At 39.2% G+C, this 24,476-nt stretch carries 22 protein-coding genes; all 22 read left to right on the top strand.

Annotated features, from left to right (window positions below; translation table 11 throughout):
• The first annotated feature begins 12 nt into the window (after window positions 1-12).
• The 22 genes from rbfA (at window position 13) to M3225_RS02610 (ending at window position 24,379) form a co-directional block, all read left to right on the top strand.
• Window positions 13-378: a 30S ribosome-binding factor RbfA gene (rbfA, locus tag M3225_RS02715; RefSeq protein WP_013058834.1), complete on the top strand. Its 366-nt coding sequence runs from the start codon at window positions 13-15 to the stop codon at window positions 376-378.
• Between the two features lie 92 nt (window positions 379-470).
• On the top strand, window positions 471-1,388 hold the full coding sequence (gene truB, locus M3225_RS02710; RefSeq protein WP_251390980.1) for a tRNA pseudouridine(55) synthase TruB: 918 nt from the start codon (window positions 471-473) through the stop codon (window positions 1,386-1,388).
• Between the two features lie 28 nt (window positions 1,389-1,416).
• Entirely contained in the window at window positions 1,417-2,373 is a 957-nt protein-coding gene (ribF, locus tag M3225_RS02705) for a bifunctional riboflavin kinase/FAD synthetase (RefSeq protein WP_251390978.1), read from the top strand.
• 149 nt (window positions 2,374-2,522) lie between these two features.
• Window positions 2,523-2,792: a 30S ribosomal protein S15 gene (rpsO, locus tag M3225_RS02700; RefSeq protein ID WP_013058831.1), complete on the top strand. Its 270-nt coding sequence runs from the start codon at window positions 2,523-2,525 to the stop codon at window positions 2,790-2,792.
• A gap of 168 nt (window positions 2,793-2,960) precedes the next feature.
• Window positions 2,961-5,087 (top strand): polyribonucleotide nucleotidyltransferase, encoded by a 2,127-nt coding sequence (pnp, locus tag M3225_RS02695; protein ID WP_251390975.1) that lies wholly within the window; start codon window positions 2,961-2,963, stop codon window positions 5,085-5,087.
• A 142-nt stretch (window positions 5,088-5,229) separates the two neighbouring features.
• Window positions 5,230-6,210, top strand: coding sequence for a polysaccharide deacetylase family protein (locus M3225_RS02690; RefSeq protein ID WP_251390972.1), 981 nt, complete (start codon window positions 5,230-5,232; stop codon window positions 6,208-6,210).
• A 28-nt stretch (window positions 6,211-6,238) separates the two neighbouring features.
• Entirely contained in the window at window positions 6,239-7,483 is a 1,245-nt protein-coding gene (locus M3225_RS02685) for a M16 family metallopeptidase (protein ID WP_028411394.1), read from the top strand.
• A 98-nt stretch (window positions 7,484-7,581) separates the two neighbouring features.
• Window positions 7,582-7,848 (top strand): YlmC/YmxH family sporulation protein, encoded by a 267-nt coding sequence (locus tag M3225_RS02680; RefSeq protein ID WP_251390970.1) that lies wholly within the window; start codon window positions 7,582-7,584, stop codon window positions 7,846-7,848.
• Between the two features lie 188 nt (window positions 7,849-8,036).
• Entirely contained in the window at window positions 8,037-8,936 is a 900-nt protein-coding gene (dpaA, locus tag M3225_RS02675) for a dipicolinic acid synthetase subunit A (protein WP_251390968.1), read from the top strand.
• Window positions 8,936-9,541 carry a dipicolinate synthase subunit B gene (locus M3225_RS02670; RefSeq protein WP_013058825.1) on the top strand — a complete coding sequence of 202 codons (606 nt, stop codon included), beginning with the start codon at window positions 8,936-8,938 and terminating at the stop codon, window positions 9,539-9,541. The genes dpaA and M3225_RS02670 overlap by 1 nt, the downstream gene beginning before the upstream one ends.
• Before the next feature lie 191 nt (window positions 9,542-9,732).
• The gene (asd, locus tag M3225_RS02665; RefSeq protein WP_028410847.1) at window positions 9,733-10,776 is read left to right on the top strand and encodes an aspartate-semialdehyde dehydrogenase; all 1,044 of its coding nucleotides are present in this window, start codon (window positions 9,733-9,735) and stop codon (window positions 10,774-10,776) included.
• Window positions 10,777-10,815: 39 nt separating this feature from the next.
• Window positions 10,816-12,048, top strand: coding sequence for an aspartate kinase (gene dapG, locus M3225_RS02660; protein ID WP_251390966.1), 1,233 nt, complete (start codon window positions 10,816-10,818; stop codon window positions 12,046-12,048).
• Window positions 12,049-12,123: 75 nt separating this feature from the next.
• Window positions 12,124-12,996, top strand: a complete 873-nt coding sequence (gene dapA, locus M3225_RS02655) for a 4-hydroxy-tetrahydrodipicolinate synthase (protein WP_251390964.1) — start codon at window positions 12,124-12,126, stop codon at window positions 12,994-12,996.
• Between the two features lie 194 nt (window positions 12,997-13,190).
• Window positions 13,191-14,858, top strand: a complete 1,668-nt coding sequence (locus M3225_RS02650) for a ribonuclease J (protein ID WP_251390962.1) — start codon at window positions 13,191-13,193, stop codon at window positions 14,856-14,858.
• A gap of 105 nt (window positions 14,859-14,963) precedes the next feature.
• Window positions 14,964-15,716: a ClpP family protease gene (locus M3225_RS02645; RefSeq protein WP_251390960.1), complete on the top strand. Its 753-nt coding sequence runs from the start codon at window positions 14,964-14,966 to the stop codon at window positions 15,714-15,716.
• Window positions 15,713-15,922, top strand: coding sequence for a YlzJ-like family protein (locus M3225_RS02640; RefSeq protein ID WP_251390958.1), 210 nt, complete (start codon window positions 15,713-15,715; stop codon window positions 15,920-15,922). Before M3225_RS02645 ends, M3225_RS02640 begins: the two co-directional genes overlap by 4 nt.
• Window positions 15,923-16,060: 138 nt before the next feature.
• Window positions 16,061-18,418, top strand: a complete 2,358-nt coding sequence (locus tag M3225_RS02635) for an FtsK/SpoIIIE family DNA translocase (RefSeq protein ID WP_251390956.1) — start codon at window positions 16,061-16,063, stop codon at window positions 18,416-18,418.
• A 352-nt stretch (window positions 18,419-18,770) separates the two neighbouring features.
• Window positions 18,771-19,496 carry a GntR family transcriptional regulator gene (locus M3225_RS02630; RefSeq protein ID WP_251390954.1) on the top strand — a complete coding sequence of 242 codons (726 nt, stop codon included), beginning with the start codon at window positions 18,771-18,773 and terminating at the stop codon, window positions 19,494-19,496.
• Between the two features lie 131 nt (window positions 19,497-19,627).
• Window positions 19,628-20,716 (top strand): BMP family lipoprotein, encoded by a 1,089-nt coding sequence (locus M3225_RS02625; RefSeq protein ID WP_251390951.1) that lies wholly within the window; start codon window positions 19,628-19,630, stop codon window positions 20,714-20,716.
• A 119-nt stretch (window positions 20,717-20,835) separates the two neighbouring features.
• Window positions 20,836-22,365 (top strand): ABC transporter ATP-binding protein, encoded by a 1,530-nt coding sequence (locus tag M3225_RS02620; RefSeq protein WP_251390949.1) that lies wholly within the window; start codon window positions 20,836-20,838, stop codon window positions 22,363-22,365.
• Window positions 22,362-23,423: an ABC transporter permease gene (locus M3225_RS02615; RefSeq protein ID WP_251390947.1), complete on the top strand. Its 1,062-nt coding sequence runs from the start codon at window positions 22,362-22,364 to the stop codon at window positions 23,421-23,423. The genes M3225_RS02620 and M3225_RS02615 overlap by 4 nt, the downstream gene beginning before the upstream one ends.
• Entirely contained in the window at window positions 23,420-24,379 is a 960-nt protein-coding gene (locus M3225_RS02610) for an ABC transporter permease (RefSeq protein ID WP_251390945.1), read from the top strand. The genes M3225_RS02615 and M3225_RS02610 overlap by 4 nt, the downstream gene beginning before the upstream one ends.
• Window positions 24,380-24,476 lie beyond the last annotated feature (97 nt).

Here is a 24,476-nt window from a genome sequence, read left to right as displayed (position 1 = left end):
GGGGTGACACAGATGAACATAAGAGCAACTAGAGTCGGAGAACAAATGAAAAAAGAGATGGGTGAGATTTTAAATCGTAAAATCAAGGACCCACGCATCGGTTTTGTGACTGTAACAGATGTTCAAGTATCAGGCGATTTACAGCAAGCGAAAGTTTATATCTCTGTTTTAGGAGATGCTGAACAGCGTGAGAATACGTTAAAAGGCCTTGCGAAAGCAAAAGGGTTTATCCGCTCAGAAATCGGTCAGCGTATTCGCTTACGTAAAACACCTGAAATTACGTTTGAGTTTGATGAATCAATTGATTATGGTAATCGAATTGAATCATTGCTTCATGAAATTAAAAAAGAAAGCGATGACCATCAAGAGAACGAATAAGATCAGTGAATGTAGAAACAAAAAAGGGTGTCTCAAAAGTGGTTTTTGCTTCTGAGACACCCTTTTTTAAATGAAAAGGAGATGAAGGAAGAGTGGACGGTGTTTTAGTTTTACATAAACCAGCTGGTCTGACCTCGCACGACTGTGTGTTTAAAGTCCGAAAGCTGCTTCGCACTAAAAAAGTAGGGCATACAGGCACATTAGACCCAGACGTTACAGGGGTATTGCCTATTTGTATCGGTAGAGCTACCAAAATTGTAGAATATCTAACAGGAGCTACTAAAACCTATGAAGGAGAAGTTACACTCGGATTTTCTACGACAACAGAAGATTCTTCCGGAGAGGTTGTAGAAGAAAAGAAAGTAGTGGATTCTTTTTCACGTGCTCAAATTGAAGAAGTGCTGTCTTCGATGACAGGAGAACTTCAGCAAGTGCCTCCAATGTACTCAGCGGTAAAAGTCAAAGGTAAAAAGTTATATGAATATGCAAGACAAGGAATCGAAGTAGAGCGCCCTGTTAGAAACATTCATATTTATAACTTTGAACTGCTGGATGATCGAGACATATTTGAAGGAGAACAAATCTCCTTCAAATTTCGAGTAACGTGCAGCAAAGGTACATATGTGCGAACGCTTGCTGTGATGATTGGAGAAGCTCTTGGCTATCCATCTCATATGTCTTATTTGCAGCGAACGGGCTCAGGGCAGTTTTCACTAGAAGATTGTGTGACATTTGAAGATATTGAACGGGCGGTAGAAGAAGAAACGATTAATGAAAAACTACATTCAATCGAAGAAGCTCTTAATCATTTGCCGAAACTTCAAATTAGTGATACATTAGCAGAGAAAGTGAAAAATGGCGCGGTATTGCCATGTACGGAAGATGAAGAGTTAAAAAAAGAACCATTCTTTTTAATGATAAATTCTGCAGGCAAGTGCTTAGCAATTTATGCTCAGCACCCAACAAAAAAACATTTAATGAAGCCGGTTAAAGTGTTGACAATCGACTAGACCGGTTAGGGAAAAGGTGAACTGTGTTTTGGAAACGATTGAAATTCGACATCCACACCACTTTCAACGAGAAGCTGTTCAACAATCAGTGTTAGCGCTTGGTTATTTTGATGGTGTGCATTTAGGGCATCAGCAAGTGATAAATTCAGCAAAACAGTTAGCCGATGAAAAAGGCATAGCTAGTGCTGTTATGACGTTTACTCCTCACCCTTCTGTGGTGCTCGGGCGCAATGTACAGCACATTGATATGATCACACCACTTCAAGAAAAAAAGAAACTCATTGAGGAAATGGGAATTGACTTTTTATATATCGTTCATTTTGATAAACAGTTTGCAGCACTATTGCCTCAAGAGTTTGTTGATCAGTATATTATTGGACTGAATGTGCAGCATGTGGTAGCTGGATTTGACTATACGTATGGAAAGTTAGGTAAAGGAACAATGGAAATACTACCATTTCATTCTCGATCAAAATTCACTCAAACAACAATTGATAAGTTAACAAATGGCGAAGAAAAAATTAGTTCAACGCTTATTCGTGAAAATTTAGCAAATGGAGACATGCATCGAGTAAAAGAGCTGCTTGGCCGCTACTATGAAGTGTCAGGTACAGTAACTCATGGAGAAAAGCGAGGCAGGCAAATAGGTTTTCCGACTGCTAACATCGCTTTAGACGATGAGTATTTACTTCCACGAATCGGTGTTTATGCTGTTGAGCTTCAGCTCCACGGAAAGTGGTATGCAGGAGTGTGCAACGTGGGCTACAAGCCGACTTTTCACGATAATTTAGAAAAGCCAACAATCGAAGTCCATTTATTATCATTTGACGAGCAAATCTACGATCAGCACGTAACGGTGAAATGGCACCGAATGATTCGTTCAGAAAAAAAGTTCAGTGGCATCGAAGAGCTTGTCGGTCAGATCTCAAAGGACAAAGAAGAAGCCCTTGTTTATTTTGAAGGAATTCAAAAAAATAAGAAATAAAAAAATATATATAAATAGTTGCTACGACTTGCTTTTTGTTCTAATAAGTAGTAACATAACACTTGTATGTAAAACAACCATTGCTTGGCATTACGATTCACCAACGTTTTGCTCGGTAACTGGGGTTTAATAATAAGGAGGTGAATAGGATGGCTATCACACAAGAGCGTAAAAATGAAATCATTAGTGAGTACAAAACTCATGCGAACGACACTGGTTCTCCAGAAGTTCAAATCGCTGTCCTAACAGAGCAAATTAACAATCTAAACGGTCACTTACGTACTCATAAAAAGGATCACCATTCACGTCGTGGTCTTTTAAAAATGGTAGGTCGACGTCGTAACTTACTTAACTACCTACGTAACAAAGACGTTACTCGTTATCGTGAGTTAATCAACAAACTTGGTTTACGTCGATAATAAGAAGAAAGCGGGAGCATTCCCGCTTTTTTAGTATGTACATTTAAGAAACATTAAAGATGCTACATAATGTGAAAAAAGCTATTGTTTTTGGATATTTCGTTTATAATAAAACTATCACATTTGATTACATACATATTTTATATGTAGAGAGGGGTACTCGTCGATATGGAACAAGAAAAACGAGTGTTCTCTGTAGATCTAGCTGGACGAAAGCTAGAAGTTGAAGTTGGCCAGTTGGCAAAACAAGCAAATGGCGCAGCATTAATCCGCTATGGAGACACAGTTGTATTAAGTACAGCAACGGCTTCAAAAGAGCCTAAAAATGTAGATTTCTTCCCGTTAACAGTAAACTATGAAGAGCGTTTATATGCAGTCGGTAAAATCCCAGGTGGATTCATTAAGCGTGAAGGCAGACCAAGTGAAAAAGCAATCTTGGCTAGCCGTTTAATCGACCGTCCGATTCGTCCTTTATTCGCAGATGGTTTCCGAAACGAAGTTCAAGTTGTCAGCGTTGTAATGAGCGTAGATCAAAACTGTTCTTCAGAAATCGCGGCAATGTTCGGTTCTTCATTAGCATTATCAGTATCTGATATTCCATTTGAAGGTCCTATTGCAGGCGTAATCGTAGGCCGTGTAGACAATGAATTTGTTGTAAACCCAACGGTAGATGAGCTTGAAAAAAGCGATATTCATCTGACGGTTGCTGGTACAGAAGACGCGATCAACATGGTTGAAGCAGGTGCTGATGAAGTACCGGAAGAAGTAATGTTAGAAGCAATTATGTTTGGACATGAGCAAATTAAAAAATTAATTGCCTTCCAAGAAGAAATTGTAGCAGCAGTAGGCAAAGAAAAAGTGGAAGTTGAGCTTTATACTGTTGATGCTGACCTTGAGCGTCAAGTTCGCGAAATTGCAGAAGGTGACATGAACCGTGCCGTTCAAGTTCAAGAAAAGCATGCGCGCGAAAATGCGATTAAAGAAGTGAAAAGCGCAGTAGCTGCAAAATTTGAAGAGCAAGATGTAGAAGAAGAAGTACTAAATCAAGTGAATGAAATTTTATCGAAGCTTGTTAAAAGTGAAGTACGTCGCTTGATCACAGAAGAAAAAGTGCGTCCTGATGGCCGTAGTATTGACGAAATTCGTCCACTTTCTTCTGAAACAAACTTGCTTCCTCGTACACACGGATCTGGATTATTTACGCGTGGACAAACTCAAGCGCTTAGCATCTGTACATTAGGTGCACTTGGCGATGTGCAAATTTTAGATGGTTTAAGTGTAGAAGAATCTAAACGCTTCATGCATCACTATAACTTCCCTTCATTTAGTGTTGGTGAGACTAGACCGATGCGCGGACCGGGTCGTCGTGAAATTGGACATGGTGCGCTAGGTGAACGTGCACTTGAGCCGGTTATTCCAAATGAAAAAGATTTCCCTTATACAATTCGTCTTGTATCTGAAGTATTAGAGTCAAACGGTTCTACTTCACAAGCAAGTATTTGTGCAAGTACGCTTGCAATGATGGATGCTGGGGTTCCAATTAAATCACCTGTAGCAGGGATTGCCATGGGTCTGATCAAATCAGGTGAACACTACTCGATTTTAACGGACATTCAAGGAATGGAAGATCACCTAGGAGATATGGACTTTAAAGTAGCAGGTACGGAAAATGGCGTAACTGCGCTTCAAATGGATATTAAAATTGACGGGTTATCTCGTGAAATTTTAGACGAAGCCCTTCAACAAGCAAAAAAAGGCCGTATGCAGATCTTAAATCATATGATGTCAACGATTGCTATGCCTCGTCAAGAGCTTTCTCAATATGCGCCTAAAATCCTTACAATGGCTATTAACCCTGATAAAATTCGTGATGTTATTGGACCAAGCGGCAAGCAAATCAATAAAATCATCGAAGAAACAGGCGTGAAAATTGATATCGAACAAGATGGTACAATCTTCATTTCTTCTATTGATCAGCCGATGAATGAAAAAGCGAAGAAAATCATTGAAGATCTTGTACGCGAAGTTGAAGTCGGTCAAATGTACTTAGGAAAAGTAAAACGAATTGAAAAATTCGGTGCATTTGTAGAAATCTTCAGCGGAAAAGATGGGCTTGTTCATATTTCAGAGCTTGCAGAAGAGCGTATTGGAAAAGTAGAAGACGTTGTATCGATTGGCGACGAGATTTTAGTTAAGGTTATGGAAATTGATAAACAAGGTCGCGTTAACTTATCTCGCAAAGCAATTTTAAAAGAACAAAAAGAAAAAGAAGAAAAAGCAAAAGAAACAAAATAATCTTCTTTTACTACTATATAGACATTGTGAAATCGTCCATACATGAAGAAAATCCATGTGTAGGGCGATTTTATCGTTTGTAGATGTTTGTTCTACCTTGTCCTCTTTATACATATTTTAAATGGTAAAGGGGGAAGGATAAGTGAAGAGAACCATTGTGCAATTTACAGCATTTCTATTTTTACTGGCAATTACATATAAATCTATTTATAATCCTTTTGCTGAAGCGTATATAGAAGCACTTAAATCCGATGTACAACTTGTATCAGCTCAGCATGATGCGTTATATCAAAAGATTGAAGAAAAAGCAAAAGATTATGAAAAGCCAGCAGCGAATGCACGAATCGATCCTGTTTGGAAACGGGTTCCTGGCTATAACGGCATAAAAGTTGATCTTGCTGCTTCTTATAAAAATATGAAACCTGCGGGTAAATTTGATGAAAAAAAACTAGTGTACAAACAGGTTAGACCAAAGGTTCACTTGAGGGATTTACCACAGGAACCTATCTACCGTGGACACGATGAAAAGCCTATGGTATCGTTTACAGTGAACGTAGCATGGGGGAACGAGTATTTGCCTAAAATGTTAGAAGTGCTGAAAAAACACCATGCTAAAGCAACCTTCTTTTTAGAAGGGAAATGGGTTAAAAATAATCCAGACATGGCAAAAATGATTGTAGACGCAGGGCATGAAGTAGGGAACCATTCTTATTCTCATCCCGATATGGCCACATTATCGGCTAGTCAAATCAATCAGCAGCTTAAAAAAACGAATGATATTATTACATCTACTACGGGACAAAAAGTAAAATGGTTTGCTCCTCCGAGCGGCAGTTTTCGCCCCGAAGTAGTAACGCTTGCTTCTCAGTTAAAAATGAGTACAATTATGTGGACAGTTGATACGATCGATTGGCAAAAGCCAAGTCCAGAAGTGTTAATTAATCGAGTAATGAAGAAGATTCATCCAGGGGCTATTGTACTGATGCACCCGACTGAATCAACGGCTGAATCGCTTGACCAATTGTTAACCGATATTGAACGCAAAGGCCTGAAAGTTAGCGATGTGTCAACGATGCTAGATGAAGAAAGAATGATGAAAATACCTTCTTCTACTAAGAAGTAAGTGAGATAAGCAAAAGGGAGGCACTAGCTTGATAAAACGATATACGTGCAAAAATGGTGTAAGAATTGTATTGGAAAATATCCCAACTGTTCGATCTGTGGCTATTGGGGTGTGGATCGGAACAGGTTCTCGAAGTGAACACCCTGAAATTAATGGTGTATCACATTTTCTTGAACATATGTTTTTTAAAGGAACAAAAACAAGATCTGCTCGTGAAATTGCAGAAAGCTTCGACCGCATTGGGGGACAAGTAAATGCATTCACTTCTAAAGAATACACGTGCTACTATGCAAAAGTATTAGACGAACACGCAGATCAAGCGCTAGACGTGCTGGCGGATATGTTCTTTAATTCTTCATTTGATGAAGAGGAATTAGCTCGTGAAAAAAATGTTGTATATGAAGAAATTAAAATGTATGAAGATACACCTGATGATATCGTACACGATCTATTAGGAAAAGCCGTATATGGCAATCATCCATTAGGTTATCCAATTTTAGGAACGGAAGATACGTTAAAAACATTTAATGGGGATTCACTTCGTCAGTATATGGAGCAAATGTATATTCCCGAAAACATCGTTATTTCAGTAGCTGGAAATATTGATGAGAGTTTTATTCAACAGGTGGAAAACTATTTTGGTACATATACGTCAAGCCATTCCGCTCACCAATATGTTCAGCCAGAGTTCCATACAAATCATATTGCGCGCAAAAAGGAGACAGAACAAGCTCATCTTTGCCTTGGCTTTAAAGGTCTCCCAATCGGCGGAGAAGATGTATATAGCTTAATTGTATTAAATAACGTGCTTGGTGGAAGCATGAGCAGTCGTTTGTTCCAAGAAGTTCGCGAACAGCGCGGCTTGGCTTACTCTGTTTTCTCTTATCATTCTTCTTATCGAGACAGCGGTCTTGTAACGATTTATGGAGGGACGGGAAGCCATCAGCTCGACGTATTATATGATACGGTTCAAGAAACACTTTATGATCTGAAAGATAAAGGTATTACGGATAAAGAACTTGCTAACAGCAAAGAGCAGCTGAAAGGAAACTTAATGCTGAGTCTTGAAAGCACAAATAGCCGTATGAGCAGAAATGGAAAAAATGAGTTAATGCTAGGCTATCACCGTTCATTAGATGAAATTTTAGACCTTGTGAATGCTGTGACTAAAGATAGTGTAAATGGTCTTGCACGAGATATTTTCAAAGACGAATTTGCTCTTTCATTAATAAGTCCGAGTGGAGATTTACCTAAGGGCTTTAAAGGAAATTAAACATTAAAAGTAAGGTTGGCTAAAATAATTGAGCCAGCCTTACTTTTTTGTCATTTTTTGTGTGGTTGTTCAATAAATTAGATGAAAGGAGGGATTCCATGAGATTAAGCGAACTGAGTGGAAAAGAAATTGTAGACGTTAAGCGAGCAGAGCGTTTGGGTATTTTAGGGCAAACAGATCTTGAAATTAATGAACATACGGGACAAATTAATGCGCTTATTATTCCATCTGTGAAGTGGTTTGGGTTTCGAAAACAAGGAGATGAAGTGCGAGTGCCGTGGGGAAATATCGAAAAAATTGGTGCAGATATGGTGATTGTAAATGTCCAGCAGCTAGACAACATAAACAATGAGTCAACAAAATAAGAAACGAGATGCTTCTTGCATCTCGTTTCTTTTATTTTCAGGGATAAAGATTCACCGATTCCTGTGTGTTTACATAGTATGTTGAAGAAAAGCAATAGGCATTCTAGGGCGTAATGGTAGCACTTTACATCTCGATGGTTTAAGCGAAGGATACATCTATTTAATGTTAAAGAAGGTGAAAATGAAACATGTTAACGGATTTGCACATAGCTGTAATCGGCGGTGATGCTAGACAGCTTGAAGTCATTCGAAAATTAATTCAATTAGATGCAAAAACCTCTCTTATTGGTTTTGATCAGCTAGATCATGGTTTTACAGGTGCGACGAAATATCAGATAGAGGAGCTGGATTTTTCAGATGTTGACGCCATCATCCTTCCAGTGCCTGGAACAAATCACGAAGGGCAAGTAGATACTATTTTTTCAAATGAAAAAGTAGTGTTAACTGAAGAAGTACTTAAAAAAACGCCTGAGCACTGCATTATTTATTCTGGTATTAGCAATGGGTATTTAAACGAATTAGTCAAAACGACAAATCGTAAACTCGTTCAGCTATTTGAGCGTGATGATGTAGCGATTTATAACTCTATTCCTACTGTTGAAGGTACCATCATGCTTGTTATTCAACATACGGATTTTACCATTCACGGTTCAAATATTTCTGTCCTAGGTTTAGGAAGAGTAGGAATGAGTGTGGCGAGGTCCTTTGCTGCACTCGGTGCCAATGTAAAAGTAGGAGCTAGAAAATCTGAACATTTAGCACGTATTGCTGAAATGGGTTTGCAACCTTTCTATCTTTCTGAACTCGATAAAGAAATTGCTGATAGTGATATATGTATTAACACAATTCCATACCCGATCTTAACGGCTAAGACATTATCTAATGTCCCAACCCACGCGCTCATTATTGATTTAGCTTCAAAGCCTGGAGGGACCGATTTCCGCTATGCAGAAAAACGAGGAATTAAAGCTATTTTAGCACCTGGTCTTCCAGGAATTGTGGCTCCAAAAACAGCAGGCCAGATTGTCGCTAATGTATTAGTAAATTTATTAAAAGACGCGGCGGATGCGAGAGAGGAGAATGAATAATGTCATTAAAAGGTAAAAGAATAGGATTCGGTTTGACTGGATCTCACTGTACGTATGATGCAGTTATGCCAGAAATTGAAAAGCTTGTTAACTTGGGAGCAGAAGTGTTACCGGTTGTTTCTTACACCGTACAATCCACAAATACTCGTTTTGGAGATGGAGAAGACTGGGTGAAAAAAATTGAGGAATTAACAGGTCACGCCGTCATCAATACAATTGTAAAAGCAGAGCCTTTAGGACCAAAAATTCCGCTTGATTGTATGGTAGTCGCCCCAATCACTGGGAATACGATGAGTAAGTTTGCGAATGCAATGACTGAGTCTCCGGTACTGATGGCAGCTAAAGCAACGCTTCGTAATAATAAGCCGGTTGTACTGGGAATTTCGACTAATGACGCACTAGGGCTAAATGGTGTAAACTTAATGAGGCTAATGGCGACTAAAAATATTTATTTTATTCCATTTGGTCAAGATGACCCGGTGCTTAAGCCAAATTCAATGGTAGCGCGTATGACGATGTTATCAGACACGGTGTACGCAGCGCTTGAAGATAAACAGATTCAGCCTGTTATTGTCGAAAGGTTCCGCGACGGTCAAGAGTCATAGGACATATATGCCTCTTGCTGTTGCATGAATCTATTCAATACTGCGGCTGTAAGAGAACTCTCAATCTCAAAGAAGAGAAGATTTTAAAAATCTTCTCTTCTTTGACGCAATGAAGCATAATAATATGTTAAAATAGTCAGTATATGCAGATAAATGTTGAGTAGTTGAAAATTGTTGGAGGCGGTATTAAAATGACAAGAGAATTACATGTAGCAGTAGTAGGAGCAACAGGTGCAGTAGGACAACAAATGATTAAAACCCTACAGGAGCGTAATTTTCCAGTTGGTAAATTAACGTTATTATCTTCAGCTCGTTCAGCTGGTAAAAAAGTGTTGTTTAACGGAGAAGAAGTTGTTGTGCAAGAAGCAACTCCTGATAGCTTTGAAGGCGTAGATATTGCTTTATTCAGTGCAGGTGGCAGCATTTCAAAAGCACTTGCACCAGAGGCAGTGAAACGCGGAGCAATCGTTGTAGATAACACGAGCGCTTATCGAATGGATGAAAATGTCCCGTTAGTTGTGCCGGAAGTGAATGAAGACGCATTACACGCACATAACGGAATCATTGCTAATCCAAACTGCTCTACAATTCAAATGGTAGCAGCATTACAGCCATTACGCGAAACATACGGTTTATCTAAAGTGCTAGTATCAACGTATCAAGCCGTGTCTGGAGCAGGCGCTGCTGCAATTAATGAATTAAAAGAACAAGCTAAAGCTATTTTAGAAGAAAAAGAGTTTACACCGGAAATTTTACCGGTTGGTGGAGATAAAAAACATTATCAAATTGCTTTTAATGCCATTCCGCAAATTGATAAATTTCAAGATAACGGTTTTACATTTGAAGAAATGAAAATGATTAATGAAACGAAGAAAATTATGAGCATGCCTGAATTGCCAGTAGCTGCTACTTGTGTTCGTCTACCGGTTGTAACAGGTCATTCAGAGTCAGTGTACATTGAAATTGAAAAAGACGGTGTAACGGTAGCTGATGTGAAAAATTTATTGGCTGATGCACCTGGTATCGTATTGCAAGATGATCCAGAAAATCAAGTATATCCAATGCCAGCAGATTGTATAGGTAAACGAGATGTGTTTGTCGGCCGTATTCGTAAAGATTTAGATCGCGATAACGGTTTCCATATGTGGATCGTTTCTGATAACTTGTTAAAAGGTGCAGCTTGGAATTCTGTACAAATTGCAGAATCACTTATTAAGCTTAGCTTAGTAAAATAAGCGCAACCAGAGTGTCTCGGAACATGATGAGGTGTAAGTATGAAAATAATCGTCCAAAAATTTGGAGGAACTTCCGTTCGTAACGAAGAGGGAAGAGCGAGAGCAATCTATCATTTAAACAATGCATTAAGTGAGGGTTACAAAGTAGTCGTTGTTGTATCGGCAATGGGACGAAAAGGTGAGCCGTATGCAACGGATACATTGCTTTCACTTGTTGATGGAAATAAAGCGTCTCTTAATAAACGGGAGCTTGATATGCTTATGGCATGCGGAGAATTAATTTCATCGGTTGTATTTACGAATTTATTAAACGAAAATGGCATTAAAGCTACAGCACTAAACGGTGCACAGGCCGGGTTTGTGACGAATAATGATTTTACCAATGCCAAGATACTAGAGATGAAATGCGACCGTTTGTTAAAAGAACTAGAAGAATATGACGTCGTTGTTGTAACAGGCTTTCAAGGGGCAACCACTGAAGGCGATACAACAACGCTTGGACGCGGAGGTAGCGATACATCTGCTTCAGCTTTAGGTGCGGCCCTTATGGCTGATTACATTGACATTTTCACGGATGTAGAAGGTGTGATGACGGCTGACCCGCGTATTGTAGCAGATGCAAGACCGCTATCCGTTGTCACATATAACGAAATATGCAACATGGCTTATCAAGGTGCAAAAGTAGTTCACCCACGTGCCGTAGAGATTGCCATGCAAGCAAAAGTACCGATGCGCGTCCGTTCCACATATGCTGATTCAGAAGGTACGCTTGTTACATCTCAAGGCGAAGCACAGCAGCGTGGAAGCGATGTGCAAGAACGCCTTGTAACAGGCATCGCACACGTATCAAACGTCACTCAAATTAAAGTTTTTAGTAAAGAAGGCCATTATGATACGCAAGCAGAAGTATTCAAAGCAATGGCACAAGAAAAAATCAGCGTAGATTTTATCAATATTTCACCGAAGGGTGTTGTATATACGGTAACAGATGAAGCAACTGACAAAGCGATTGATGTGCTTCATGTGCTAGGATATGAGCCGGCTGTTATTCGCAACTGCGCTAAAGTGTCAACGGTTGGAGCAGGAATTGCAGGGGTGCCTGGTGTTACATCTAAAATTGTTACAGCCCTTTCTGGCGAAGGTATTCAGATTTTACAATCTGCTGACAGCCATACGACGATTTGGGTGCTTGTAAAAGAAGAGGATTTAAAGAAAGCTGTTAATGCTCTTCATGGTGCCTTTGACTTGTCAAAAGCACCGCAAAAGAGATAAACTACATGTTCCGTTAGCTATAAGCTAACGGTTCATTACATGAATAGGGATAATGCAATTTCAAGGAGTGAAAACATGATTGATTTTGGGAAAGTCGCAACAGCGATGGTAACGCCTTTTGATCATAAAGGAAATATTGATTTTGAAAAAACAACGCAGCTTATTAACTATTTAATCAGCAACGGTTCGGATGCGTTGGTTATTGCAGGAACAACGGGTGAATCTCCTACGCTTTCAACAGAAGAAAAGCTGGCGCTGTTCCGCCACTCAGTAAAGGTAGTAGATGGCCGTGTACCAGTTGTTGTAGGTACAGGAAGCAACAATACGTATGCATCAATTGAATTAACGAAAAAAGCAGAAGAAATCGGCGTAGATGCGATTATGATTGTAGCACCTTATTATAACAAGCCAAATCAGGAAGGTCTGTATCAGCACTTTAAAACAATTGCTGAAAGTACAGAGCTGCCTGTCATGTTATACAATATTCCAGGGCGATCTGTGATCAATATGTCTGTTGATACAATTGTACGCCTAGCTGAACTGCCAAATGTTGTAGCGTTAAAAGATGCAAGCGGAGACCTTGACGCAATGACAGCTATTATCGCACAAACAAGCGATGATTTTGCTTTATACAGCGGTGATGATGGTTTAACATTACCAGTATTAGCAATTGGAGGAACTGGCATTATTTCTGTCGCTTCTCATGTTATTGGAAATGAAATGCAAGAGATGGTTAAGTTGTATGAGTCAGGAAATCCGAAAGAAGCAGCAAAAATTCATCAGCGCATTGTACCTGTTATGAAATCTCTTTTTGCGGCTCCAAGTCCAACGCCTGTTAAAACAGCTTTACAGCTAAAAGGGTTAGACGTAGGATCGGTACGATTACCTTTAGTTCCGTTAACGGAAGAAGAACGTCAAACGTTAGTTAACACATTAAATACGCTATAAGCTATAAGCATGTTTTTTAAACGTCTCTTCATTGACCGTGTATACGAGTCAATGAAGAGACGTTTTTTTCTTATAAGATAATAGAAGAGAAGATGACGGAAATAGACGAATGAAATTTCTTGTATTCCAATTCTTACTTCAGTTATAATGTAAGCAAATGAAATTGTACGGGTGAAAGTAAGTAGGAGGAGCTTATGGTACCAGAAAAGACAGAAAATATTAAAATTTCAGCCTTGGGTGGAGTCGGAGAACTTGGAAAAAACATGTATGTGGTGGAAATCAATGAAAACATATATGTGTTAGATGCAGGGTCAAAGTTTCCTGGAGGGGAAATGTTAGGAATTGATATTGTAATTCCGGATATTACATATTTAGTAGAAAATCAACAGAACGTAAAAGGCATATTTGTTACTCATGGACATGAAGAGCAAATTGGGGCTATTCCCTTTATACTTCAAAAATTGGACGTGCCTGTATATGGTACAGAATTAACGCTAGCACTTATCAAAGAAAAGTTAAAAGAGTATGGAATTAAAAAATATGAAGCTTTACATCCTATCACTTCGTCAACGGTTTTATCGTTTGAAGGAGTGGATATTTCATTTTTTAGAACACAGCACAGTATACAAGATTCAGTCGGCATTTGTTTACAAACAAATCAAGGTGCGATTGTATATACAGGTGATTTTAAATTTGATCAAAATTCAGTCAGCATTCAAAGCGCTGACATTGGAAAAATGGCTGCCATTGGGGAAAAAGGCGTCCTGTGTTTACTTTCAGACAGTACAAATGCAGATAAGCCAGGCTATACAGTTTCCGAAGCAGTCATCGGACAAAATATTACCGAGGCTTTTTATAAAAGCAAAGGTCGAATCATTGTTGCTGCATACAGTTCCAATCTACACCGTATTCAGCAAATCATTCATGCCGCATATCAGCACGGACGTAACCTGATCGTTATGGAAAAAAGTATGCTGAAAATCATTGATATTGCAGCAAAACTTGGACATTTGCAGCTGCCTGAGGATTTAATTGTTCCTGTGCAAAAGTTAAAAGATCTTTCAGAACAAGAAACAGTTATTTTAACAACAGGCCATCACGGAGAGCCAATTTTAGGTCTTACTCGAATGGCTAAACAGTCCCATAAATTTATTCAAATCAAACAAGATGACACGGTCTTGCTGGCTGCTACACCTGTGGCGGGTCACGAAACGACCTTTTCAAAAACAATTGACGTCATCTTTCGTTTAAGAGCAAGCGTAGTGTTTGCTCAGAAAAAAGTGCAGGCTTCCGGACACGGCAGTCAAGAAGAATTAAAATTTATGATTAACTTAACAAAGCCGAAATATGTCATGCCTGTGAATGGAGAATACCGAAAACAAAAAGCTTATGCAAAGCTGGCCGGTCAATTAGGAATATCAGAAGATCACATTTGTTTGCTTGAAAAAGGTGAGCGAGTTGAATTTAAGGATGCTCGCATGTACCCTAGCGGTTCTATTCAAGCAGGAAATACGCTGATTGATGGACTAGGCGTCGGTGATATTGGAAATATCGTTCTCAGAGATCGCAGACTGCTGTCACAGGACGGAATCTTAACGGTAGTAGTTACGATTAATAAACGCCAAAAAACAGTAGTAGCGGGACCAGAAATCATTTCCCGCGGCTTCGTCTATGTAAGAGAATCAGAAAAGCTTTTAGAAGAAGCAACAAAGATTGTTCAGCAAATTTTAGAAAAGTGTATGGAAGACAAAGTTATCGAATGGTCTTCATTAAAATTAAAAATGAGAGAAAGTTTAAATCAATTTTTATATGAAAAAACCCGTCGTAAACCGATGATTTTACCGATTATCATGGAAATCTAATGTTAAGCCTTCCCGCTGGGAAGGCTTTTTATTTGCAGCTGATGTGGATGTAATAACTGTGAGAAGTTCATACTACTACTATCAATAAGTGAAAGGAGCTAGAATATGTTTGAAAATAACGAAAGAATACATTCTGATGAAGCGCCTCAGCAGCCTAATAAAAATGAAGAAAGTAAGGGCGGAATATTAGATAAAATTCAACAATTAGGACAGACCAACGTGGCTCAGCTTCCTCAGGATTCTAATATTCACTGTTTAACGATTGTAGGACAAATCGAAGGGCACATGCAGCTGCCCCCTCAAAACAAAACGACAAAATATGAGCATGTCATCCCACAAATTGTGGCGATCGAACAAAATCCAAAAATTGAAGGATTGCTTATTATCTTGAATACAGTAGGTGGGGATGTAGAAGCGGGTCTTGCAATTGCTGAAATGATTGCTTCGTTATCCAAGCCTTCTGTGTCCATTGTATTAGGAGGCGGACATTCAATCGGTGTTCCAATTGCGGTTTCAACTGATTATTCGTATATTGCCGGTACAGCGACCATGACCATTCATCCTATTCGCTTAACGGGTCTTGTTATTGGTGTACCGCAAACATTTGAATACTTAGATAAAATGCAAGAGCGCGTTATTAACTTTGTGAGAGAACACTCTCATATTTCAGAAGAAAAGTTTAAAGAACTTATGTTTTCAAAAGGGAACTTAACGCGTGATATCGGGACAAATGTAGTTGGCGGAGATGCTGTTTCATACGGGTTAATTAATGAAGTAGGCGGAGTTGCTCAAGCAATCAAAAAATTAAATGAACTGATTGAGCAAGGACGTCAGAATGAGGAGCAGCTGCTGCAATGATTTTGTATACAATGATGCCGCAAGAACTGATTTTTCAGCAGTCTTATCTTCAAGAACAATCTCAGCCAAAGCTTATCAATCATAATGGAATCCCGGTTATTGTCGAAGAAAATGAACATAAACAACAGCAAATTGTGAGGGTTTTAAGCACGAATCCTCAAGATTATTTGAATGAAAATTATTATCCTGGTCAAATTTTGTCGTAAGGATTTCAGTATAATTATGGTGAATATGGTATAATGAATATGACGAAGAAGGCAGCCGCTGTATTGGCTGCTTTTTTATTCAACTGATAAAAGAAACAAAATCAACATAGGGTGTTGGACGTTGATTGGAGTGGAAAAATGGCAAAGAAAAAACGAAGAGGTCAAATAAAAAAGGATGAATGGAAACGCATATTGCGCTTTGAGCTTATAGGCTTATTTTTATTAGCGTTAACGTTAATTGCCATGGCAGGACTCGGTGCTGTAGGACAGGCTCTTGTACTAGTGGTCCGCTTATTTATTGGCGAATGGTATATGCTGTGTTTAATCGGAATGGTGGCGCTATCTATTTATATTATTTGGAAAAGAGAAATGCCTTCTTTAGTGACGCGGCAGCTTATCGGTACATATCTCATTATTTTATCTATTTTACTTTTTAGTCACGTGACGTTATTTGAAAATTTATCAAAAAACGGAACGTTTACAGATCCGTCTGTCATTATGAATACGTGGGATTTGTATATGCTCGAAGCGACGGGCCAATCGAATCACAGTGATTTAGGCGGAGGGATGATTGGGGCTATTATGTTTGCCATGTTCTACTATCTATTTGATAGCTTAGGAACAGAACTTATCGCTGCGTTGCTTATTGTGATTGGGGTACTACTCGTTACCGGACGTTCGCTTCACGAAACGGTATTAAAACTTCTGTCTCCTTTAGTGAATTTTTTAACAACGGAGCTAAAAGAAGGCTGGCAAGATATTCAGACGTGGAAACATAAGAAGAAAAAAGCCCCTAAAACAACAAAAAAGAGACGCCAAGAAAAAACTGCTCAAGAACCTGAAGAAAGCATGGAAATAGAAGTAGAAGCACCTTCGCCTCCAATTATTGAACACTTTGATTATGGAGAGGAAGAGTCTAGTCAATCTCCTGCAGCTCCTATAGCTCCGGCGCCGCGGGTTATGGAATCGAAGCCTGTAGCTGCTGCACCGCAGCAGCCAAGGCCGCAAAAGGAACAGGAAGAAGAAAAAGCTCCTATGATTACATTTACTGAAACGGAAAATAAAGAGTATGAGCTTCCTCCTATCAAGCTATTAACGATGCCAAAGAAAAGTAACCAAGCAAAAGAGCATAAAAACATTTACAAAAATGCCGAAAAACTTGAAAAAACGTTTCAAAGTTTCGGCGTAAAAGCAAAAGTGGCAAAGGTTCACCTTGGACCAGCTGTTACAAAATATGAAGTATATCCTGATGTAGGAGTAAAAGTAAGTAAGATTGTCAATTTAAGTGATGATCTAGCACTTGCATTAGCTGCCAAAGATATTCGGATTGAAGCTCCAATTCCCGGGAAATCAGCGGTAGGAATTGAAGTGCCGAATGAAGAAGTAGCGATGGTTTCCCTTAGAGAAGTACTTGAAGCAACTGAAAATAACCGGCCAGATAAAAAGCTATTAGTTGGTTTAGGACGGGATATTTCAGGAGAAGCTGTGCTTGCAGAGCTTAATAAAATGCCTCATATGCTTGTAGCAGGGGCAACAGGAAGCGGAAAAAGTGTGTGTATCAATGGTATTATTATTAGTATTTTAATGAGAACAAAGCCTCATGAAGTAAAATTAATGATGATTGACCCTAAAATGGTTGAGCTGAATATGTACAATGGTATTCCGCATTTATTGGTTCCTGTTGTAACAGATCCGAAAAAAGCTTCTCAAGCATTAAAAAAAGTTGTAAGTGAAATGGAGCGACGCTATGAGCTGTTTTCACATAGCGGAACGAGAAACATTGAAGGATATAACGATTTAGTAAAACGTATGAATGATGATGGAGACGCGGATGCAAAACAGCCGACTCTTCCTTATATTGTGGTGATTGTCGATGAGTTGGCTGACTTGATGATGGTTGCTTCATCTGACGTCGAAGATTCGATCACACGTCTTGCTCAAATGGCTCGTGCTGCGGGCATTCATTTGATTATTGCTACACAGCGACCATCAGTAGATGTTATTACCGGAGTTATTAAAGCAAACATTCCTTCTCGAATCGCTTTTAGTGTATCTTCCCAAACTGACTCTCGTACTATCTTAGACATGGGAGGAGCAGAGAAGCTTCTAGGAAGAGGAGATATGCTGTTCATGCCTGTCGGAGCTTCAAAACCTGTGCGAGTGCAAGGTGCCTTTTTATCAGATGAAGAAGTAGAAGGGATTGTTGATTTTGTTATTGCACAGCAAAAAGCCCAGTATCAAGAAGAAATGATTCCAACAGATGCTCCTGAACAAGTCGATGATTTTGCAGATGAGCTATACGACGAAGCCGTTCAGCTTGTGGCAGAAATGCAAACAGCTTCTGTCTCCATGCTACAGCGACGCTTTCGAATTGGCTATAACAGGGCTGCACGCTTAATTGATGCGATGGAAGAGCGTGGAGTGGTGGGACCGTATGAAGGAAGTAAGCCGCGTTCGGTGTTGATTTCTCAGCAAAATGAAGATGTTGGATCTTAATAATCTTACTAAAAAAGATGACTTGCTTATAAGTAAGTCATCTTTTTTATGGAATGAGAGACGAATGGTATTATACAAAAATATGTCATGCTAAATAAATGAAATAAAAACGAATATTAAAAAATTTAAGGACTAAAATGTTTGGTTTTTATCTGTTATTAGAAGAAAAGCAGGTTGTTAGGTATACTGACATTAAAAAATAACAAAAATTCATTTTTTTAAAAGAATATTAAAAATTTTAACAAAAAATTAATATAACCTATTTATTTATCTGTCGAAAAATGATATATTATTTTCGATTAAGTAGTCGAACATCAGAGGTCTGATGACTTTTTAATATGGAGGAAGAGTGATGTCTATACGTGCGGATAATCGGCACTTGTATTTACAAGTGATTGATAAAATTAAACAAAATATAGAAAAAGGAATTTTTAAAGAAAAGGAAAGACTCCCTTCAGAGTTTGATTTATCAAAGCAGCTAGGGGTTAGCCGCGCAACGCTACGTGAGGCACTTCGCATATTAGAAGAGGAGAATATTATTGTTCGCAGACACGGCGTGGGAACATTTGTCAACACGAAGCCTACTTTTTTGTCAGGGATTGAGCAATTAAATAGTATAACACATATGATTGAACAAGCTGGTATGAAGGCCGGAACAATCTTTTTATCTTCTCAAATACAAGATTTGTCTGAAAATGATTTAACACGTTTTGCTTGCGGTGAAGACGAACAGATTTTATTTGTTGAACGGGTGAGAACGGCAAACGGAGAGCCGGTTGTATATTGCATGGACAAGGTTCCTCAAAAAATATTGCCTGAAAATTTCGAATATAAACAAGAATCTTTGCTAGAAATTCTTGAAAAGCAAGCAGGAAAGCATATCTCATACGCCGTGGCAAACATTGAGCCTTTAGGCTATCACGAAAAGGTTTCTCCCATTTTACAATGCGAGCCTGAAACTGCTTTGCTTGTGCTAAAACAAATGCATTATGACCAGTATGATGAACCCATTTTATATTCCATTAATTATTTCAAAGCAGATCAATTTAGTTTCCAAGTACTGCGTAAACGCGTCTAGTTTTTTTATGGTTAAATGTCAGAAAATTTATAACTATTTAACATTGTCCTTTTAAGGAGGTGTCAAATGTAGGTCACAGGACGAAATAGAAAATTGGCTTTGTACTTTTAAAACTATTCAGGGGGTTAAACATGTTAAAACGTAAAATGGGACTTGCATTATCACTAGTATTAGCGGCAGGAACACTTTTAAGCGCGTGTGGATCAGACGACGCAGGTAAGAGCGGCGGAGATAAAAAAGCGGCGGATTTTAAAGTGGGGATGGTAACAGATACGGGCGGAGTAGATGATAAATCGTTTAACCAGTCTGCTTGGGAAGGTCTTACAAAGTTTGGGAAAGACAACGGACTTGATGAAGGGACTGGATATAAATATTTGCAGTCTACAAAAGCATCTGAATACGAGAGCAATCTTTCTAAATTTGCTGAGAGTGGCTACAACTTGACGTATGGAATTGGCTTTTTATTAAAAGAAGATATTAAAAAAGCAGCAAAGCAGTATCCAGATGCTAACTTTGCATTAGTAGACGATACGCTAAAGTCAGAGAACTTAGATAACGTGGCAAGCATTCTATTTAAAGAAGAACAAGGCTCTTTCTTAGTAGGTGTAGTGGCAGCTAAACAAACGAAAACGAACAAAATTGGATTTATCGGAGGCGTTGAATCTCCATTAATCAAGAAGTTTGAAAATGGGTTTAAAGCAGGTGTTAAATCTGTAAAACCAGATGCTGAAGTTATCTCTCAATATGCAGAAAGCTTTAACTCTCCAGAAAAAGGCTCAGCTATTGCTTCTACCATTTACAGCAAAGGCGCTGATATTATTTATCAAGCGGCTGGCGGTACTGGAAACGGCGTATTTACAGAAGCTAAAAACCGTTCAAAAGGCGGTAAAGACAAAAAGGTTTGGGTAATTGGAGTTGACCGCGATCAGCATGAAGAAGGTATGCCTGAAAACGTAACGTTGACTTCGATGGTTAAACGCGTTGACTTGGCTGTAGAAGATGTAGCAAAAAAAGCAATGGACGACAAATTCCCAGGTGGTAAAGAAGTTGTGTTTGGCTTAAAAGAAGACGGAGTAGGGATTGCTCCATCACAAGATAATGTAAGCAAAGATGCGTTAAAAGCAGTTGATGAGTATAAGCAAAAAATTCTAGACGGTGACATTACAGTGCCTCAAACGGATAAAGAATTTAAAGAGTTTGAAAAAACGCTTAAAAAATAAGCTGATACCTGTTAAGCAATGATTATATGAGTAGAAAAGGCTAGTGAAAACTAGCCTTTTTTATAGCTAAAAAACGGAAGACAGAATCCTGTAGCAGGCAGGAATAGGGAGTGAAAGCAGTGGAATATGTTATTGAAATGCTAGATATTCGCAAAGAGTTTCCCGGTATTGTTGCTAATGACAATATTACACTCCAAGTGAAAAAGGGAGAAATTCATGCTTTGTTAGGAGAAAATGGTGCGGGTAAATCAACGCTGATGAACGTTTTATTTGGACTTTATCAGCCTGAAAAAGGACAGATTCGTGTAAACGGCCAAGAAGTGAAAATCACGGATCCTAACGTAGCGAATGACTTAGGAATTGGTATGGTTCATCAGCATTTTATGCTGGTTCAAAACTTTACAGTAACAGAAAATATTATTCTTGGGAACGAACCGACGCGAACGGGGAAAATCAATATTAAAAAAGCAGCTCAAGATATTCAAGAGCTTTCAAATCAATATGGATTATCGGTAGATCCATATGCGAAGATTCAAGATATCTCAGTTGGCATGCAGCAGCGAGTGGAAATTTTAAAGACGCTTTACAGAGGAGCCGACATACTTATTTTTGATGAACCTACTGCCGCCTTAACACCTCAGGAAATTACGGAATTAATTCAAATTATGAAAAAATTAATTCAAGAAGGAAAGTCAATTATTTTAATTACGCATAAATTAAAAGAGATTATGTCAGTGTGTGACCGCTGTACAATTATTCGAAAAGGTGTCGGGGTTGGCACGGTAAATGTGCAAGAGACCAACCCTGATGAACTTGCTGCCTTAATGGTAGGAAGAGAAGTGCATTTCAAAACTGAAAAGAAAACAGCGACTCCAAAAGAAGCTGTGTTAACAATAAAAGAATTAGTAGTAGAAGACAGCCGAGGAGTAGAGGCTGTAAGTTCACTTGACCTAAGCGTTCGGGCAGGCGAAATTGTAGGCATCGCGGGTGTAGATGGGAATGGTCAAACAGAGCTGATTGAGGCAATTACGGGTCTAAGAAAAATAAAGTCGGGATCAATCACATTAAAAAATCAAGAATTGTCTACGTTATCCACTCGTAAAATTACGGAGTCAGGAGTAGGACATATTCCGCAGGATCGTCATAAGCACGGGCTGGTATTAGATTATACAATAGGTGAAAATATTGGTCTTCAAACGTATTATCAAAAGCCGATGTCTAAATCAGGTATTTTGAATTATAAAGAGATGTATAAAAAGGCAAAAGAGTTAATTGCAGAATATGATGTGCGAACGCCTAGTGAATATACGCAAGCGCGATCGCTATCGGGCGGAAATCAGCAAAAAGCTATTATTGCCCGCGAAGTAGACCGCAGTCCGGAACTATTAATTGCAGCTCAGCCAACGAGGGGGTTGGACGTAGGGGCCATTGAATTTATTCATAAAAAACTGATTGAAGAACGAGATAAAGGACGAGCAGTGCTGCTTGTTTCGCTAGAACTAGATGAAGTGATAAATCTAAGCGATCGCATTGCGGTTATTTATGAAGGGAAAATAGTCGACATTGTAAATCCAAAAGAAACGAATGAACAAGAGTTAGGCTTATTAATGGCAGGCGGTACGCGTGAGAAAGCGGGTGGAACAGCATGAATAAACTTGTGAAAAATGAACGTGTAATGATGATTTTGATTCCTGTTATATCGGCCATATTAGGACTCATCGCCGGAGCGGTTATTATGTTACTAGGCGGCTATGATCCAATGCTTGGCTATCAATCTCTTTTTGACGGGATGTTTGGAACGCCAAAAGCGATTGGAGAAACCATTCGTGCCATGACTCCTCTTGCTCTGGCTGGAATTGCGGTTGCGTTTGCCTATAAAACCGGTCTTTTTAACATTGGAGTAGAAGGACAGCTTTTAGTTGGCTGGTTGGCTTCAGTGTGGGTTGGGTATGCGTTTGATTTACCAGCAGTCATTCATATTCCTTTAGCTGTATTAGCAGCAGCTGCAGCCGGAGCAGTTTGGGCGTTTATTCCAGGCTTTTTAAAAGCAAAGTTTCATGTTCATGAAGTAATTGTTTCCATTATGATGAACTATATTGCCCTTTATACAACGAGCAGCTTAATCCGTACGTATTTATATGCGGGGAATGAAAAATCGTATGATATTAAAGAATCGGCATCTTTAGCATCAAGCTTTTTAGCCCAGTTAACCAATAACTCCCGCCTTCATTACGGCATTCTTATTACCATCGCTGCAGCCGTCGTGATGTGGTTTATTTTGAATAAAACAGCTAAGGGCTTTGAGCTAAGAGCTGTTGGTTTTAATCAACATGCTTCACAGTATGCAGGAATGAATGTAGGCCGAAATATTGTGTTATCCATGGCCATTTCAGGAGCTTTTGCCGGGCTTGCCGGGGCAATGGAAGGGCTGGGAACATTTCAGTATATGGGCACATTCACTGCATTTACAGGTACGGGATTTGACGGTATCGCCGTAGCCCTTTTAGGAGCTAACAGCGCAATTGGTATTTTATTAGCTTCGTTCTTTTTCGGAGGATTGCAAACCGCTGCTCCTCAAATGAACTTTATGACAGGCGTACCGTCTGAATTAATTCAAATTGTCATTGCGCTTATTATCTTTTTTGTTGCATCTAGTTATTTAATTCGCTGGGTGCTTGGCCGTGCAGGCAAGGGGGGAACAAAATGAACTTCTTAGAGGTGTTAGCCATTATCATTCCAGCGGCGCTTTATTCAGCTGCACCGCTTATCTTTACTGCGCTCGGAGGGATATTTAGTGAACGTTCCGGGGTCGTAAACATCGGGTTAGAAGGGCTGATGATGTTTGGAGCATTCACAGGTATTGTTTCAACACTTTTACTTCAGGATTCATTAGGTGCTTGGGCCCCGTGGGTAGCGATATTAATTGCGGCTGTTGTTTGCGCTGTATTCTCGCTGATTCATGCTGTTGCAAGCATTACATTAAAAGCAGATCAAACTGTAAGTGGTGTAGCACTGAATTTTCTAGCTGCGGGTCTTTCAATCTTTTTAATTAAAAAGATTTTTGGAAAAGGACAAACAGATTTTATCCAATTTCGTATCGATAAAGTAACGATTCCAGGTCTTTCGGATATTCCGATAATTGGTAAAATTCTGTTTTCGAATGTTCCTATTACGTCTTATATCGCAATTGCGTTAGCTTTTGCTGTATGGTACATCATTTATAAAACGCCCTTTGGGCTCCGTCTTCGTTCAGTTGGTGAACACCCAATGGCAGCGGACACGATGGGGATTAAAGTTGTGAGAATGCGTTACATTGGCGTTATGATTTCCGGCATGTTCGCTGGGATCGGAGGAGCGGTATATGCGACGTCTATCGCTACAAATTTTGCAGCGGGAACGATTGCTGGACAAGGGTTCCTTGCTATTGCAGCAATGATTTTTGGGAAATGGCATCCTATTGGTGCTTTAGGAGCAGCAATGTTTTTCGGATTAGCACAGTCTTTGAGTATTACGGGAGCTCAGATTCCGGTTATTCAAGATATCCCATCCGTCCTTTTAACCATTGCACCGTACGTATTAACAATCTTAGCACTTACTGGTTTTGTAGGACGTGCTGAGGCTCCTAAAGCGCTAGGCGTTCCTTATGAAAAAGGCCGACGCTAATAAATCCTCTATACGAGGTCTAACAATGACTAAAGTTGGATAAATATAGAAGGTGGAGACAAAGAAATCATATTCTTTTCTTCGCCTTTTTTTCATT

Source organism: Priestia aryabhattai, assembly GCF_023715685.1.
Lineage (GTDB): Bacteria > Bacillota > Bacilli > Bacillales > Bacillaceae_H > Priestia > Priestia aryabhattai_B.
This window is presented reverse-complemented; position numbering and strand designations above follow the sequence as displayed.

Coding starts and splice junctions, on each gene's coding strand:
- M3225_RS02635 (WP_251390956.1), top strand. CDS start 16,061: ATGGCAAAGAAAAAACGAAGAGGTCAAATAAAAAAGGATGAATGGAAA.
- M3225_RS02645 (WP_251390960.1), top strand. CDS start 14,964: ATGTTTGAAAATAACGAAAGAATACATTCTGATGAAGCGCCTCAGCAG.
- rbfA (WP_013058834.1), top strand. CDS start 13: ATGAACATAAGAGCAACTAGAGTCGGAGAACAAATGAAAAAAGAGATG.
- M3225_RS02670 (WP_013058825.1), top strand. CDS start 8,936: ATGTCATTAAAAGGTAAAAGAATAGGATTCGGTTTGACTGGATCTCAC.
- M3225_RS02630 (WP_251390954.1), top strand. CDS start 18,771: ATGTCTATACGTGCGGATAATCGGCACTTGTATTTACAAGTGATTGAT.
- M3225_RS02625 (WP_251390951.1), top strand. CDS start 19,628: ATGTTAAAACGTAAAATGGGACTTGCATTATCACTAGTATTAGCGGCA.
- M3225_RS02615 (WP_251390947.1), top strand. CDS start 22,362: ATGAATAAACTTGTGAAAAATGAACGTGTAATGATGATTTTGATTCCT.
- dapA (WP_251390964.1), top strand. CDS start 12,124: ATGATTGATTTTGGGAAAGTCGCAACAGCGATGGTAACGCCTTTTGAT.
- dapG (WP_251390966.1), top strand. CDS start 10,816: ATGAAAATAATCGTCCAAAAATTTGGAGGAACTTCCGTTCGTAACGAA.
- dpaA (WP_251390968.1), top strand. CDS start 8,037: ATGTTAACGGATTTGCACATAGCTGTAATCGGCGGTGATGCTAGACAG.
- M3225_RS02650 (WP_251390962.1), top strand. CDS start 13,191: ATGGTACCAGAAAAGACAGAAAATATTAAAATTTCAGCCTTGGGTGGA.
- M3225_RS02680 (WP_251390970.1), top strand. CDS start 7,582: ATGAGATTAAGCGAACTGAGTGGAAAAGAAATTGTAGACGTTAAGCGA.
- M3225_RS02640 (WP_251390958.1), top strand. CDS start 15,713: ATGATTTTGTATACAATGATGCCGCAAGAACTGATTTTTCAGCAGTCT.
- pnp (WP_251390975.1), top strand. CDS start 2,961: ATGGAACAAGAAAAACGAGTGTTCTCTGTAGATCTAGCTGGACGAAAG.
- rpsO (WP_013058831.1), top strand. CDS start 2,523: ATGGCTATCACACAAGAGCGTAAAAATGAAATCATTAGTGAGTACAAA.
- M3225_RS02610 (WP_251390945.1), top strand. CDS start 23,420: ATGAACTTCTTAGAGGTGTTAGCCATTATCATTCCAGCGGCGCTTTAT.
- asd (WP_028410847.1), top strand. CDS start 9,733: ATGACAAGAGAATTACATGTAGCAGTAGTAGGAGCAACAGGTGCAGTA.